Origin of the sequence: Enterobacter sp. S-33 (assembly GCF_028735835.1) — a bacterium.
GTDB classification, from domain to species: Bacteria; Pseudomonadota; Gammaproteobacteria; order Enterobacterales; family Enterobacteriaceae; genus Enterobacter; species Enterobacter vonholyi.
Genome location: NZ_CP117838.1, coordinates 2723389 through 2737190 on the forward strand (window position 1 = coordinate 2723389; position 13802 = coordinate 2737190).

Here is a 13802-nt window from a genome sequence, read left to right on the forward strand (position 1 = left end):
CCGTTTATGTGAATTTATGCTCGTCGCAGTAACCTGAATATGCCCAGCACCACAATGGCACCCACGACAGCGACCAGAAAACTGTGCAGGTCGAAACCACTTATGTTGCCTCCAAAACCAAACATCGTCGCCAGCCAGCCGCCCACAACCGCACCAACGACCCCGAGTACACAGGTCAAAATAAAACCGCCGCCATCGTTTCCCGGCATGATCAGTTTAGCGATAGCGCCAGCAATAAGACCAAAGATAATCCAGGCGATGATACCCATAGCGATGCCCTCTTGCAGGTTTAACGCGTGCGCAGAAAACCTTCTGCACAGCTAACTTAAGTATAGGTCATCGCCGGAAAACCATTTTCATCTCACCGACTTATCTTTGGTTAAACAGGCAAAAAAAACTCACCGGTTTGTATTAAGTTTCATTGCAGATTGCCGATAACGCTAAGACAGTCTGTCATCAATCAAGGAGCCATCCGGCGTGAGTCATTACAGTGAGCAGTTCCTCAAGCAAAATCCGCTGGCTGTATTAGGGGTATTACGCGACCTGCAAAAAGGTGAAGTGCCGCTGCGCATCAGCTGGTCGAATAATCAGTTCATCAGCAAGATCCTTGACGCCTCGCAGGATCGGCTGGTGATTGATTTAGGCAGTCAGGAGTACGAAAACCGCGCGGCGCTGAAAGCGGAGAACATCGCGGTGATGGCCGAAACGCAGGGGGCCAAAGTGGAGTTTGTCCTGTCGCGACTGGAACTAAGCGAATACCAGGGACTTCCGGCTTTTGTGACCCCCCTTCCGACCAATCTCTGGTTTGTTCAGCGTCGTGAATATTTCCGCATCAGCGCCCCGCTCCATCCCGCCTATTTTTGTAAGGCCAAAATGCCGGACAAAAAAGAGATCCGCTTTCGCCTCTTCGATCTGTCGCTTGGCGGCATGGGCGCACTGATGGATACGCCGAAACCCGACGGGCTGGTAGAGGGCATGCGGTTTACGCAAATTGAACTGGATATGGGTGGCTGGGGTCGCTTCTATTTCGATGCGCAGCTGATTGCCATCAGCGACCGCACCGTCGTGGACAGCAAAAACGAAACCATCACCACGCCGCGTCTGAGCTTCCGCTTCCTGAACGTCGGGCCAGGCGCAGAGCGTGAGCTTCAGCGTATTATCTATTCCCTGGAGCGGGAGGCGCGGGAACGCGCAAATAAAGTCCTGTGAAGAAATCGGGCAGCGTGACCGCCGCCCGTCTGCGGCATTACATGGCATCCATCGCTTTCTGTACCTTCCAGATATAACGAGGCGCCTGTGGTGCCGGATGATTTTTCGCCACATGTTCAAAGAATTCGTCTTTGTCCATGCCGTTAATCTCTTCAATCGCCTCTTTTCGGTCAGAAGAGAAGGTTCTGAGCAACGCGCCGGCACCGTTAACGTAAGACACCACCAGCGCGTACTGCATCACCTCCGGATCCTTAATGCCCTTCAGCACGCCATGCTCCATGATGCTCAGATAGGCCGTGCCCATTGAAATGTTGCGTTCCGGGTTCTTCAGCTCGCTGGTCGACGGCTGGCCGCTCCAGCCCATATAGCGGTAAACTTCTTTCCCCGCCGTTGACGCTTTAAGCTGCATCAGGCCCACCGCGTTGGATTTGCTGACGAGCGTGGGATTACCGCCTGACTCCACCGCAATGATCGCCGTGATGAGACGCGGACTGACGCCCCAGGCCTTCCCGGCTTGCTCACTGATCGGCATCCACTGCATGGCCCGCTTCACCGGCACTTCCGGGTTCCAGGGCGGGTTTTGATAATCATGTTTTGAACTACAGCCAGCGAGCAACACAATCAAAAAAGCAAACCATCTCAGTTTCACGTCATCTATCCTTATAGCCGGTCATTGCGGTGCGCCGCTCTTGAAGCAGGCGGCGAATAAGCGGCATGATATAGACAATTAGTTTCTCATTCAGCAAGGATTTGCCATGTCTCAGTTTCATCTCATCGCGCCGTCGGGCTACTGCATTAACCAGGATGCGGCGCAGCGGGGCGTTCAGCGTTTACTGGAGTCGGGCCACCAGGTAGAAAATCAGACAATTATCCCCCGCCGCCAGCAGCGTTTTGCCGGTACCGAAGCGCAGCGGCTGAATGATATCAATAGTCTGGTGAGCCTGACGGGCGAAAACCGGATTGTGCTGGCGGTGCGCGGCGGATATGGTGCGAGCCGGTTACTGGAGAGCATTGACTGGCAGGGGCTGGCACAGCGTCAGCAGCAGGATCCGCTGCTGATCTGCGGCCACAGCGATTTCACCGTCATCCAGCTTGGGCTGCTGGCGCTGTATGACATTATCACCTTCAGCGGCCCAATGCTGGCCGGTAACTTCGGCGCACCGGAGCTGGATGCGTTTACCGTGGAACACTTCTGGCGTGCGCTGCGCAATTCCACCTACAGCGTGGAGTGGCAAGGCAATGGACCGCACTGGGAATGTGAAGGTCAGCTCTGGGGCGGTAACCTGGCCATGCTGGTCTCGCTTATCGGCACGCCGTGGATGCCGCAAATCGAGGACGGCATTCTGGTGCTGGAAGATATCAACGAACATCCGTTCCGCGTCGAGCGCATGCTGTTGCAGCTCTATCATGCCGGTATTCTTGAGCGCCAGTCCGCAATTGTGCTGGGCAGCTTCAGCGGCTCAGCCCCGAATGACTATGACGCGGGTTACTCCCTGGAAACCATGGTTGAGTTCATTCGCTCGCGGCTGGATGTTCCGGTCATCACCGGTCTGGATTTTGGTCATGAGCAGCAAACCGTGACCCTGGCGCTGGGGGCGCATGCCTCCCTGATCCACAATGATTCAGGCAGTCGGCTGACCATCAGCGGCCATCCTGTCATAAAGGCATAAAAAAGCCGTTATACCCCCTTAATAAAACGCTGTTGCCGTCGTTAATATGTTAGGGTTTTAGTAACAGCGTTAACATTGAGGTGGGAGTAAGAGAACATTGGATGCCGCAGCGATAATCAGCCTTTTCATTCTGGGTTCGGTCCTTGTAACCAGCAGTATTTTATTAAGTTCATTTTCATCGCGTCTCGGCATACCTATTCTTGTCATTTTCCTCGCCATCGGCATGCTGGCCGGCATTGATGGTATTGGCGGTATCCCATTCGATAACTACCCTTTCGCCTACATGGTGAGTAACCTTGCGCTGGCGGTGATCCTGCTGGACGGCGGGATGCGCACCCAGGCAAGCTCCTTCCGCGTGGCCTTAGGGCCCGCGCTGTCGCTCGCGACGGTTGGCGTGTTGATAACCTCCGGCCTCACCGGAATGATGGCCGCATGGCTTTTCCATCTCAACATCATGGAAGGTTTGCTGATTGGCGCGATTGTTGGCTCAACCGATGCGGCAGCGGTGTTTTCCCTGCTCGGCGGAAAAGGGCTTAACGAACGCGTTGGCTCCACGCTTGAAATTGAATCCGGCAGTAACGATCCGATGGCGGTGTTTCTCACCATCACGCTGATTGAGATGATCCAGCAGCACGAGACGGGCCTGAGCTGGATGTTCGTCTGGCATATCCTGCAGCAGTTCGGGCTGGGGATTGTTATTGGCCTGGCGGGGGGATACCTCTTACAGCAGATGATCAACCGCATCTCCCTGCCCGCGGGGCTTTACCCCCTGCTGGCGCTGAGCGGCGGCATTCTTATTTTTGCCGTTACCACCGCGCTGGACGGCAGCGGCATTCTCGCCGTCTATCTCTGCGGTTTCCTGATGGGCAACCGACCGATCCGTAACCGTCATGCCATTTTGCAGAACTTCGACGGCCTGGCCTGGCTGGCACAAATTGGCATGTTCCTGGTGCTGGGCCTGCTGGTTACGCCTTCGGACCTGCTGCCGATCGCCGTTCCGGCGCTGCTGCTGTCCGCGTGGATGATCTTCTTCGCCCGTCCGCTGTCGGTATTTGCAGGCCTGCTGCCGTTTCGCGGCTTCAACCTGCGCGAGCGGGTCTTTATCAGCTGGGTGGGCCTGCGCGGCGCGGTACCGATTATTCTTGCGGTCTTCCCGATGATGGCCGGTCTGGATAACGCCCGGCTGTTCTTTAACGTGGCCTTCTTCGTGGTGCTGATTTCGCTGCTGTTCCAGGGAACCTCCCTCGGGTGGGCGGCGAAGAAAGCCAAAGTTGTGGTGCCTCCCGTGGGTTGGCCGGTCTCTCGCGTGGGGCTCGATATTCACCCAGAGAATCCTTGGGAACAGTTTGTCTATCAGCTGAGCGCTGACAAATGGTGCGTGGGGGCCTCGCTGCGCGATTTGCACATGCCGACTGAAACGCGCATTGCCGCCCTGTTCCGCGATAATGTCCTGCTGCACCCTACAGGCAGCACCCGCCTGCGCGAAGGGGATATTCTCTGCGTGATTGGCCGCGAGCGCGACCTGCCCGCGCTGGGCAAACTGTTCAGCCAGTCGCCTCCGGTGGCGCTGGATCAGCGTTTCTTCGGCGATTTTATTCTGGAAGCCAGCGCTAAATTTGCCGATGTGGCGCTGATTTACGGCCTGGATGAAGGGCTGGAGTACCGCGACAAGCAGCAAACGCTGGGGGAAATCATTCAGCAACTGCTGGGGGCGGCCCCTGTTGTCGGCGACCAGGTGGAGTTCGCCGGGATGATCTGGACGGTTGCGGAGAAAGAAGATAACGCGGTCAGGAAAGTCGGCGTCAGGCCGATGGAAGATGAAGCGGAGTAGCGGTTTTTTTGCCGGGTGGCGCTAGCGCCACCCGACACTAATACTCGTTACACCGTCACAACCGGCACTCTCGGTGCCAGCGCGCACATCAATTCGTACCCCACCGTGCCCGCAGCGGCAGCAACGTCATCAATCTTAATTTCGTTACCCCACAGCTCGACCGGTGAACCGATGCCCGCCTGCGGGCATGGCGTCAGGTCAACGGCCAGCATATCCATTGATATGGTGCCCACCGTTCCCGTGCGAACCCCATCGACCCAGACAGGCGTGCCGGTCGGCGCGATGCGCGGGTAGCCGTCGGCATAGCCGCCCGCCACGATGCCAATCCGCTGTTCGCCCTTTGCCCGGTAGCGGCTGCCGTAGCCCACCGTGTCGCCGGCCTTCAGGGTTTGCACGCCAATGATTTCGCTGCGCAGGGTCATCACCGGCTTCAGGCCGCTGTTGGCGATGTCCTGCCACTGGCCCGAGGGTGACGCACCGTAAAGAACGATCCCCGGACGCACCCAGTTGTAGTGCGCCTCAGGATGCCAGAGCGTGGCCGCCGAATTTGACAGCGAGCGCGGACAGTCCAGCCCTTCTGCCGCCTGCTCAATGCGGACCATAGCATCGGCAATGCCGTCCGGTTTTTCCGCGTCGGCAAAATGGGCCATCAGCGTCATTTCGCCCACGTTTTTCATGGCGCGCAGCTGCTGCCAGACCGTATGCACGCGCTCAGGCTGGAAGCCCAGACGATTCATACCGCTGTTCACCTTGAGGTAAATATCCAGCGGCGCGTGGAGTTTCGCATCCTGAATCGCCTTAATCTGCCAGTTGCTGTGAACGCTGGTGGTCAGCCGATACTTATCCAGCAGCGGCAGATCGTCCGCGTGGAAGAAGCCCTCCAGAAGCAGTATCGGCCCTTTCCAGCCGCGCTCGCGCAGCAGAATGGCCTCTTCCAGGTTCAGGAGCGCAAAGCCGTCGGTGGCGCTCAGGGCGCTCCAGATACGGTCAATACCGTGGCCGTAAGCATTCGCTTTCACCACAGACCAGACGCGCGAACCAGGCGCCGCCCGGCGAACAATTTGCAGATTATCCTTCAGGGCCTGCAGGTTCAGCTGGGCCAGAACAGGACGGGACATGACAACTCCTTAGCTATGCGCGCCGTGCAGGTGCTGTGGACGCGACGGCGTAAACCCCGATTGATAGCGCGCGGCGCTTAAATCGTCAAACGGAATTGCCGGCGTGCGCCCGGAAATCAGGTCGCTCAGCAGCTGGCCCGATCCGCAGGCCATCGTCCAGCCAAGCGTGCCGTGTCCGGTATTGGTCCACAGGTTTTTAAACGGCGTGCGGCCCACGATCGGCGTGCCGTCCGGGGTCATCGGACGCAGGCCGGTCCAGAACGTCGCCTGCTCAACAAAACCTCCTCGCGGGAAGAGATCGCCCACGACCATCTCCAGCGTTTCACGACGCGGCTTCAGCAGCTCGGTGTTGAAGCCGACGATCTCCGCCATGCCGCCTACGCGGATGCGGTTATCGAAGCGGGTAATGGCGATTTTGTAGGTTTCATCCAGAATGGTCGACACCGGAGCGCCGCTCTCTTCTTTTACCGGAATGGTCAGCGAGTAGCCCTTCAGCGGGTAGACCGGAATATCGAGAATACCTTTCAGCATGGCGGTGGAGTACGAACCAAACGCCATCACGTAGGCATCGGCTTTGATCACCTCGTCGCCGCACTTCACGCCGTAAATTTTTTCCCCTTCCGACAGCAGCTTGTCGACAGAGGTGTTAAAGCGGAATTTCACCCCCGCCTGTTCGCACATTTGCGCCAGACGCTGCGTAAAGAGCTGGCAGTCGCCGGTTTCGTCATTCGGCAGGCGCAGGCCGCCCGTCAGCTTATGCGCAACTTCCGCCAGCGCCGGTTCAACCTGGCCTAGCTGGCTGGCTTCCAGCAGCTGGTAAGGTACACCGGCATCTTCCAGCACGGCGATATCGCGGGTGGCATTTTCGTACTGCTGCTCGGTGCGGAACAGCTGCAGCGTCCCGCCCTGGCGGCCTTCATACTCAATACCCGTCGACGCGCGCAGCGCTTTCAGGCAGTCGCGGCTGTATTCCGCCAGGCGCACCATGCGCCCTTTGTTCTCCATGTAGTGGCGGGTGTCACAGTTGCGCAGCATCTGCCACATCCACTTGAGCTGGAACTGCGTGCCGTCAAGGCTGATGGCCAGCGGCGCGTGGCGCTGGAACATCCATTTAATCGCCTTCAGCGGAACGCCCGGCGCTGCCCACGGTGCCGCATAGCCGGGAGAGATTTGCCCGGCGTTCGCCGCGCTGGTTTCCAGCGCAGGGCCTGACTCACGATCGATAACGGTGACGTCATGTCCCGCCTGACTTAAATACCAGGCGCTGGTTACCCCAACGACACCACTTCCCAGTATGACAACACGCATAGCCACTCCATTATGTGCAAAAGAACAATCTTCTAATTACAGATTGATAACCTAGTTGAAAATATTATTCAACATACGACTTTTTTATGGTGACTTACCTCACACATCCCCCAGCATCAGGGGATAGTGCTAATTTGGGATCTCCTGCTGCGCGTTATTTTTAACCAGCATAAAATGCTGATGGACACCGTTTTTTTGCCGTATCAAAAACGCGAAATCGCAAAGAAAAAATTTCTGCCCCAGCACGCTTTTTAACACGTTGATCTATGCTTGAAAGGAGGCTCTCCAGACAGAGAGAGCACCCACAACGAGGGCGCGCTAATGGCTACTATTGATTCCCTGAACAAGGACAACACACGTCTGAGCGATGGACCCGACTGGACCTTCGAGCTGCTGGATGTTTACCTCGCCGAGATCGACCGGGTCGCAAAACTGTACCGCCTGGATACCTATCCCCATCAGATTGAAGTCATTACGTCCGAACAGATGATGGACGCCTACTCCAGCGTCGGGATGCCGATTAACTATCCGCACTGGTCTTTTGGTAAGAAATTCATTGAAACGGAGCGGCTGTATAAGCACGGGCAGCAGGGTCTGGCATATGAGATCGTCATCAACTCCAATCCGTGTATCGCCTATTTAATGGAAGAGAACACCATTACCATGCAGGCGCTGGTGATGGCGCACGCCTGCTACGGGCACAACTCCTTTTTCAAGAATAACTATCTGTTCCGCAGCTGGACGGATGCCAGCTCCATCGTCGATTACCTGATCTTCGCCCGTAAATACATTACCGACTGCGAAGAGCGCTACGGCGTGGACGAAGTGGAAAAACTGCTCGACTCCTGCCACGCGCTGATGAACTACGGCGTGGACCGCTACAAACGTCCGCAGAAAATCTCCCTGCAGGAGGAGAAAGCCCGGCAGAAAAGCCGCGAAGAGTATCTGCAAAGCCAGGTGAACATGCTGTGGCGCACCCTGCCGAAGCGTGAGGAGGAAAAAACGATCGCCGAAGCGCGTCGTTATCCGTCCGAGCCGCAGGAAAACCTGCTCTATTTTATGGAGAAGAACGCCCCGCTGCTGGAGCCGTGGCAGCGTGAGATCCTGCGTATCGTGCGCAAGGTCAGCCAGTATTTCTATCCGCAAAAGCAGACGCAGGTGATGAACGAAGGCTGGGCGACCTTCTGGCACTACACTATCCTCAACCATCTGTACGACGAGGGGAAAGTCACCGAGCGGTTCATGATGGAGTTCCTCCACAGCCATACTAACGTGGTGTTCCAGCCGCCCTACAACAGCCCGTGGTACAGCGGGATTAACCCGTATGCCCTTGGCTTTGCCATGTTCCAGGACATTAAGCGTATCTGCCAGTCGCCGACGGAAGAAGACAAGTACTGGTTCCCGGATATCGCCGGGTCAGACTGGCTGGAAACGCTGCACTTTGCGATGCGCGACTTTAAGGATGAGAGCTTCATCAGCCAGTTTATGTCGCCGAAGATCATGCGTGACTTCCGCTTCTTCACCGTGCTGGACGACGATCGCAACAACTATCTGGAGATTTCAGCAATCCATAACGAAGAGGGATACCGTGAGATCCGCTCTCGCCTTTCCTCCCAGTACAACCTGAGCAACCTTGAACCGAATATTCAGGTATGGAACGTCGATTTGCGCGGTGACCGCTCCCTGACGTTGCGCTATATCCCGCACAATCGCGCGCCGCTGGATAAAGGGCGTAAAGAGGTGCTGAAGCATGTGCATCGCCTGTGGGGCTTTGACGTGCAGCTGGAGCAGCAGAATGAAGACGGCAGCGTCGAGCTGCTGGAACGCTGCCCGGCGCGGTTGAATACGCTGTAGCGCCACCCGACGAAAAAAAACCTCTCATACGAGAGGTTTTTCTTTTAGCGGGTCTGAATCGCTAAATCACCCGGCAGCGTTTTCTGCATACGGTGCCAGATTTCACCGGAATCGTGACCGTAGCGGCGCACCGTCTCATAAACCTGATCGTGCAGACCTTCAGTACAGAGCTTGCTCAGCTTATGGTAGAAGCCCAGCGCCAGGCTACGCGCTTCCGGATTGGCAAAGTAGTGGCGGCCAATGCGGGTATAAAGCCCTTTCATACCGTTGAGGATCAGGCCGTAAACAGGGTTGCCGGAGGCAAACGCCAGGCCGCGAAACACGTTGTAATCGAGGGTGGCAAAGGCATCAGCATGATCTTCCACCTCGTTCGCGCTGGCCAGCACCGCAAGGGCGTCTTCCGGATGCTGACGGAAAGCTGTACGAATAAAGATCGTCGCGATGTTGGTGCGAACGGAGAGCAGATTATCAATGAGCTGCGGCACGCTTTCATGGTCGAGACGCGCCAGCGTTTCAAGAATGTTTAACCCGGATGTTTCCCAGAAGTTGTTTACTTTCGTAGGCTTACCATGCTGGATCGTCAACCAGCCATCGCGCGCCAGCCGCTGAAGCACTTCACGCAGCGTGGTGCGAGTGACGCCAATCAGTTCAGAGAGTTCGCGTTCAGCCGGAAGAATGGACCCCGCAGGGAAACGATTATTCCAGATGCTTTCAATGATGTACTCTTCCGCGAAACCCGCCGGGCTCTGCGCCTTAATGACCATAGTGAGATTTCCATTACACAGCTTTAGCAAATTGGACTCATCATACCAGAGGCAGCCAGTGGCAGGTAGCGCGGCAAAGAGAGAAAAGAGGGATCGCCGTTTCATTTTTGTGAAATTTACAATGCCGCCTTATCCGCCTCCAGGCCGCATTTTTTGCGTATACTGATGCTTTGTCTTACTTGACGGGAAGGACGTCTGTTGTGGAAATTTCTTTTGGGCGCGCGCTATGGCGCAATTTTTTAGGTCAGTCTCCTGACTGGTATAAGCTGATACTGCTGGTTTTCCTGGTCGTTAATCCCATCATTTTTAGTGTGAATCCCTTTATCGCCGGCTGGCTGCTGGTGGCAGAGTTTATCTTCACCCTGGCCATGGCGCTAAAATGTTATCCCCTGCTGCCGGGCGGATTGCTGGCGTTTGAAGCCGTCGTCATCGGCATGACCAGCGCCGAGCATGTCAAAGCAGAGCTGGCGTCAAATCTCGAAGTGCTTCTGCTGCTGATGTTTATGGTGGCGGGCATCTACTTCATGAAACAGCTGCTACTGTTTATCTTCACGCGCCTGCTGCTCAGCATTCCGTCAAAAATGTTCCTCTCGCTGGCGTTTTGCCTTGCCGCCGCCTTCCTGTCGGCCTTCCTGGACGCGCTGACAGTGGTCGCGGTAGTGATAAGCGTAGCGGTGGGGTTTTACGGGATTTATCACCGCGTGGCCTCCTCTCGTCCGGGTGAAGATTTGCAGGATGACAGCCACGTCGATGCGCATAACCGTGACGTGCTGGAACAGTTCCGCGCGTTTCTGCGCAGCCTGATGATGCACGCTGGGGTCGGTACCGCGCTGGGCGGCGTGATGACCATGGTGGGCGAGCCGCAAAACCTGATCATTGCCAAAGCGGCGGGCTGGCACTTCGGTGATTTCTTCCTGAGAATGGCCCCGGTCAGCGTACCGGTGCTGATCTGCGGGCTGGCGACCTGTCTGCTGGTGGAAAAATTTCGCCTCTTTGGCTACGGGGCCCAACTCCCGGAGCCGGTACGTCAGGAACTGCATAAATTCGATCTGCAAAGCCGACGCCAGCGGACCCGCCAGGAGACGCTGCGCCTGATTGCTCAGGGGATCATCGGCGTCTGGCTTATCGCCGCGCTGGCGCTTCATCTTGCCGAAGTGGGGCTGATAGGCCTGTCAGTCATTATTCTCGCCACCACCTTTACCGGCGTGACGGACGAACATGCCATCGGTAAAGCGTTTACCGAAGCCCTGCCGTTTACCGCCCTGCTGGCGGTGTTCTTTGCGGTCGTGGCGGTGATTATCGACCAGCATCTCTTCGCGCCGATTATTGCCTTTGTATTACAGGCGTCACCGGATGCTCAGCTTTCGCTGTTTTACCTGTTTAACGGCCTGCTCTCGTCAATCTCAGATAACGTCTTTGTCGGGACGGTCTACATCAACGAGGCCAAAGCCGCTATGGAGCAAGGCGTTATCAGCGCCGGACAGTTTGAGCTGCTGGCAGTGGCGATCAATACCGGCACCAACCTTCCGTCGGTGGCGACGCCAAACGGCCAGGCCGCCTTCCTGTTCCTGCTGACCTCCGCTCTCGCGCCGCTCATACGTCTTTCTTATGGCCGGATGGTGTGGATGGCGCTGCCCTACACGCTGGTGCTCACGATCGTGGGATTGCTTTGCGTCAAAATTACCCTCATTCCCTGTACGCAATGGTTGATACAAGCGGGTATACTTGCGGCGCAGTAAACTATGCATCTCGGGCAGTTCGCTGCCCGTTTGCCTTTTCGCACGATAAACATCCAATTACGTTTTATTTCGCCAGGTACAGGTGGCGCGATAAACGAATTCGTTTACACTGCGCTTTCTAAGCATGTTCCAGGGAAATGATTATGTTGAGATTTTTAAACCAGTGCTCCCGCGGTCGCGGAGCGTGGTTGTTAATGGCCCTGACCGCCTTTGCGCTGGAAATGGTCGCGCTGTGGTTCCAGCACGTAATGGGACTGAAACCTTGCGTGCTTTGTATTTATGAACGCTGCGCGCTGTTCGGCATTATGGGGGCGGGCCTGGTGGGCGCAATTGCGCCGAAGTCGCCGCTTCGCTATGCCGCTATCGCGATCTGGCTGTACAGCGCCTGGAAAGGCATTGAACTCTCCTGGCAGCACACCATGATGCAGCTGCATCCGTCGCCGTTTATGACCTGCGATTTTGCCGCCCGCTTCCCGAGCTGGCTGCCGCTGGATAAATGGCTGCCGCAGGTGTTCGTTGCATCCGGTGACTGCTCCGTTCGCCAGTGGGAATTCCTGACGCTGGAGATGCCGCAGTGGCTGGTGGGCATTTTTGCCGCCTACTTCATCGTGGCGCTGCTGGTGCTGATTGCCCAGCCGTTCAAACCGAAGAAACGCGATCTATTTGGGCGCTAAGTTGCCCGGCGGCGCTTCGCTTGCGCGGGCCTACGGTTTTGTAGGTCGGGTAAGCGCAGCGCCACCCGACACAACCGCGCATAATAAAAAACCCGCTTCGGCGGTTTTTTTAATCTCAACGGGTCGGGTGGTTCATGATGTGATCTTCCCAGTCACGCACCTCGGACTCTTTCACCGCAATGTGGCGCACAGAGATACGCTCGCCGTGCATCGCCGCTTTTGAACCGGTTAACAACGGATGCCAGTCAGGCAGGCCTTTCCCTTCCGCCAGCAGGCGATACGCGCAGGTATGCGGCAGCCATTCAAACGTCGGCAGATTATCCCGGGTTAACTTTATGCAGTCCGGCTCAAATTCAAACCGGCGCTCATAGTTGCGGCACTGGCAGGTTTTAATGTTTAGCTGCTTGCAGGCAACGTTGGTGAAGTAGATTTCATCCGTATCTTCATCCATCAGCTTGTGCAGGCAGCACTGCCCGCAGCCGTCGCACAATGATTCCCATTCCGCGTCAGTCATGTCGTCGAGAGTTTTGCTTTGCCAGAAAGGGATGTCGTTCATCAGGATGTCCACACGTCAAAAGAAAGCGCACCTTATAACGAGTCTGGCACGTTGTTGCAAGTTTTGCCGCCCTCTTCAGGCGGCAAGAGGAGATTACAGCACGCGGGTTTTCAGCGACAGACCGTTAAAACCGACCTCCAGCTCGTCACCGCTCACGAGCGGACCAACGCCTTCCGGCGTGCCGGTCAGGATCACATCACCCGGTTTCAGGGTAAAGAAGCGGCTCATGTAGGCGATCAGCGGCACAATCTTATGGATCATGTCTGCCGTGGTGCCCTGCTGGCGGATCTCGCCGTTAACCTTCAGGCTGAGCGGCGTATCCTGCGGATCGCCGGTAAATTCGCTCACCGGCACAAACGCCGAGATCGGGCAGGAATTATCAAACCCTTTGGCTTTTTCCCACGGCTGCCCTGCTTTCTTCATTTTGCCCTGCACGTCACGCAGGGTCAGATCCAGCGCCACGCCGTATCCGGCAATCGCTTTCTGAACATGTTCTTCTGAGGCCTGGCGAAGCGTTGCACCAATCAGCACGGCAAGTTCCACTTCGTGATGCACCGAGCCGAGCCCCTGCGGCAGCGCCAGCGGCTGGCGGATATCGCAAAGCGCCGTTTCAGGCTTAATAAACAGAACCGGCTCTTCTGGCGTCGCGCTGCCCATCTCCTGAATATGTTTTGCATAGTTGCTGCCTACGCAAACCACTTTGCTGACGGGATAATCCAGTAATGCGCCTTGCCAGTTATGATGTTGATACATGGTCGACCCCTAAACGGTTGATGTGTTGTGCGCAAAAACAGTTGAGGCTATTTTTTACCGTTCGCCTCAAGATGCTGTTTTAATAAATTCTCGGGTGGCGGTGGAAGCTGTAAATAATAGCCCTGCTCGGCTAAGGCCGTTTTCACTTTATCCAGATCGGCATTAATCAGTTTCTTACGACCATCAAGCGGCAGCAGCATAGCCAGCTGTGGTCGGCCAAAGTTCTTCATTAATTCTTCAGGCACGCGTGAAAAATCGTCTTTCTTTTCGACATAAAGATAGGTCTGGTCACGGCTTGTACTTCTGTAGATCACACAAAACATGTT

At 56.2% G+C, this 13802-nt stretch carries 14 protein-coding genes; 6 read left to right on the top strand and 8 right to left on the bottom strand.

The genetic code is table 11. The annotated features are described in order from the left end of the window. Positions 1-14 precede the first annotated feature (14 nt). Entirely contained in the window at positions 15-269 is a 255-nt protein-coding gene (locus PUP35_RS12880) for a GlsB/YeaQ/YmgE family stress response membrane protein (RefSeq protein WP_008502662.1), read from the bottom strand. Between the two features lie 208 nt (positions 270-477). Here PUP35_RS12880 and ycgR point away from each other — a divergent pair, with 208 nt between their 5' ends. Continuing rightward, entirely contained in the window at positions 478-1209 is a 732-nt protein-coding gene (ycgR, locus tag PUP35_RS12885; RefSeq protein WP_023312174.1) for a flagellar brake protein YcgR, read from the top strand. A gap of 37 nt (positions 1210-1246) precedes the next feature. Here ycgR and emtA read toward each other — a convergent pair whose 3' ends face one another. Then, positions 1247-1858, bottom strand: a complete 612-nt coding sequence (gene emtA / locus PUP35_RS12890) for a membrane-bound lytic murein transglycosylase EmtA (RefSeq protein WP_024909815.1) — start codon at positions 1856-1858, stop codon at positions 1247-1249. Positions 1859-1964: 106 nt separating this feature from the next. Between emtA and ldcA the strand changes: the two genes are divergently transcribed. Beyond that, a complete protein-coding gene (gene ldcA, locus PUP35_RS12895; RefSeq protein WP_274239997.1) occupies positions 1965-2879 on the top strand; it encodes a muramoyltetrapeptide carboxypeptidase in 915 nt (304 codons plus the stop codon). Positions 2880-2976: 97 nt separating this feature from the next. Further along, complete coding sequence (locus tag PUP35_RS12900; protein ID WP_111964781.1) at positions 2977-4710, top strand: potassium/proton antiporter; 1734 nt, start codon at positions 2977-2979, stop codon at positions 4708-4710. 47 nt (positions 4711-4757) lie between these two features. Here the strand turns inward: PUP35_RS12900 and dadX are convergent, their stop codons facing one another. Both dadX and PUP35_RS12910 read right to left on the bottom strand, forming a co-directional pair. Then, positions 4758-5828 carry a catabolic alanine racemase DadX gene (gene dadX / locus PUP35_RS12905; protein WP_127731402.1) on the bottom strand — a complete coding sequence of 357 codons (1071 nt, stop codon included), beginning with the start codon at positions 5826-5828 and terminating at the stop codon, positions 4758-4760. A gap of 9 nt (positions 5829-5837) precedes the next feature. Then, entirely contained in the window at positions 5838-7136 is a 1299-nt protein-coding gene (locus tag PUP35_RS12910) for a D-amino acid dehydrogenase (RefSeq protein WP_023312179.1), read from the bottom strand. 321 nt (positions 7137-7457) lie between these two features. On the opposite strand from PUP35_RS12910, the gene PUP35_RS12915 reads away from it, so the two are divergent. Next, a complete protein-coding gene (locus PUP35_RS12915; RefSeq protein ID WP_023293929.1) occupies positions 7458-8990 on the top strand; it encodes a SpoVR family protein in 1533 nt (510 codons plus the stop codon). Positions 8991-9034: 44 nt separating this feature from the next. Here PUP35_RS12915 and fadR read toward each other — a convergent pair whose 3' ends face one another. Further along, positions 9035-9754, bottom strand: coding sequence for a fatty acid metabolism transcriptional regulator FadR (gene fadR, locus PUP35_RS12920; RefSeq protein WP_023336056.1), 720 nt, complete (start codon positions 9752-9754; stop codon positions 9035-9037). Between the two features lie 200 nt (positions 9755-9954). Here fadR and nhaB point away from each other — a divergent pair, with 200 nt between their 5' ends. Continuing rightward, positions 9955-11493: a Na(+)/H(+) antiporter NhaB gene (gene nhaB, locus PUP35_RS12925; RefSeq protein ID WP_111964783.1), complete on the top strand. Its 1539-nt coding sequence runs from the start codon at positions 9955-9957 to the stop codon at positions 11491-11493. Positions 11494-11636: 143 nt separating this feature from the next. Beyond that, a complete protein-coding gene (dsbB, locus tag PUP35_RS12930; RefSeq protein ID WP_063408593.1) occupies positions 11637-12167 on the top strand; it encodes a disulfide bond formation protein DsbB in 531 nt (176 codons plus the stop codon). A gap of 115 nt (positions 12168-12282) precedes the next feature. Here the strand turns inward: dsbB and PUP35_RS12935 are convergent, their stop codons facing one another. The 3 genes from PUP35_RS12935 to PUP35_RS12945 form a co-directional block, all read right to left on the bottom strand. After that, on the bottom strand, positions 12283-12723 hold the full coding sequence (locus PUP35_RS12935) for a YcgN family cysteine cluster protein (protein ID WP_024909872.1): 441 nt from the start codon (positions 12721-12723) through the stop codon (positions 12283-12285). 93 nt (positions 12724-12816) lie between these two features. Continuing rightward, positions 12817-13476, bottom strand: a complete 660-nt coding sequence (locus PUP35_RS12940; RefSeq protein WP_024909871.1) for a fumarylacetoacetate hydrolase family protein — start codon at positions 13474-13476, stop codon at positions 12817-12819. A gap of 47 nt (positions 13477-13523) precedes the next feature. After that, positions 13524-13799 (bottom strand): YcgL domain-containing protein, encoded by a 276-nt coding sequence (locus tag PUP35_RS12945; protein ID WP_029742143.1) that lies wholly within the window; start codon positions 13797-13799, stop codon positions 13524-13526. Positions 13800-13802 lie beyond the last annotated feature (3 nt).

What these genes read in the sequence shown, in the direction of transcription:
- PUP35_RS12880 (WP_008502662.1), bottom strand. Translation starts at nt 269, where the DNA reads ATGGGTATCATCGCCTGGATTATCTTTGGTCTTATTGCTGGCGCTATC.
- ldcA (WP_274239997.1), top strand. Translation starts at nt 1,965, where the DNA reads ATGTCTCAGTTTCATCTCATCGCGCCGTCGGGCTACTGCATTAACCAG.
- dadX (WP_127731402.1), bottom strand. Translation starts at nt 5,828, where the DNA reads ATGTCCCGTCCTGTTCTGGCCCAGCTGAACCTGCAGGCCCTGAAGGAT.
- PUP35_RS12910 (WP_023312179.1), bottom strand. Translation starts at nt 7,136, where the DNA reads ATGCGTGTTGTCATACTGGGAAGTGGTGTCGTTGGGGTAACCAGCGCC.
- PUP35_RS12915 (WP_023293929.1), top strand. Translation starts at nt 7,458, where the DNA reads ATGGCTACTATTGATTCCCTGAACAAGGACAACACACGTCTGAGCGAT.
- fadR (WP_023336056.1), bottom strand. Translation starts at nt 9,754, where the DNA reads ATGGTCATTAAGGCGCAGAGCCCGGCGGGTTTCGCGGAAGAGTACATC.
- dsbB (WP_063408593.1), top strand. Translation starts at nt 11,637, where the DNA reads ATGTTGAGATTTTTAAACCAGTGCTCCCGCGGTCGCGGAGCGTGGTTG.
- PUP35_RS12935 (WP_024909872.1), bottom strand. Translation starts at nt 12,723, where the DNA reads ATGAACGACATCCCTTTCTGGCAAAGCAAAACTCTCGACGACATGACT.
- PUP35_RS12940 (WP_024909871.1), bottom strand. Translation starts at nt 13,476, where the DNA reads ATGTATCAACATCATAACTGGCAAGGCGCATTACTGGATTATCCCGTC.
- PUP35_RS12945 (WP_029742143.1), bottom strand. Translation starts at nt 13,799, where the DNA reads ATGTTTTGTGTGATCTACAGAAGTACAAGCCGTGACCAGACCTATCTT.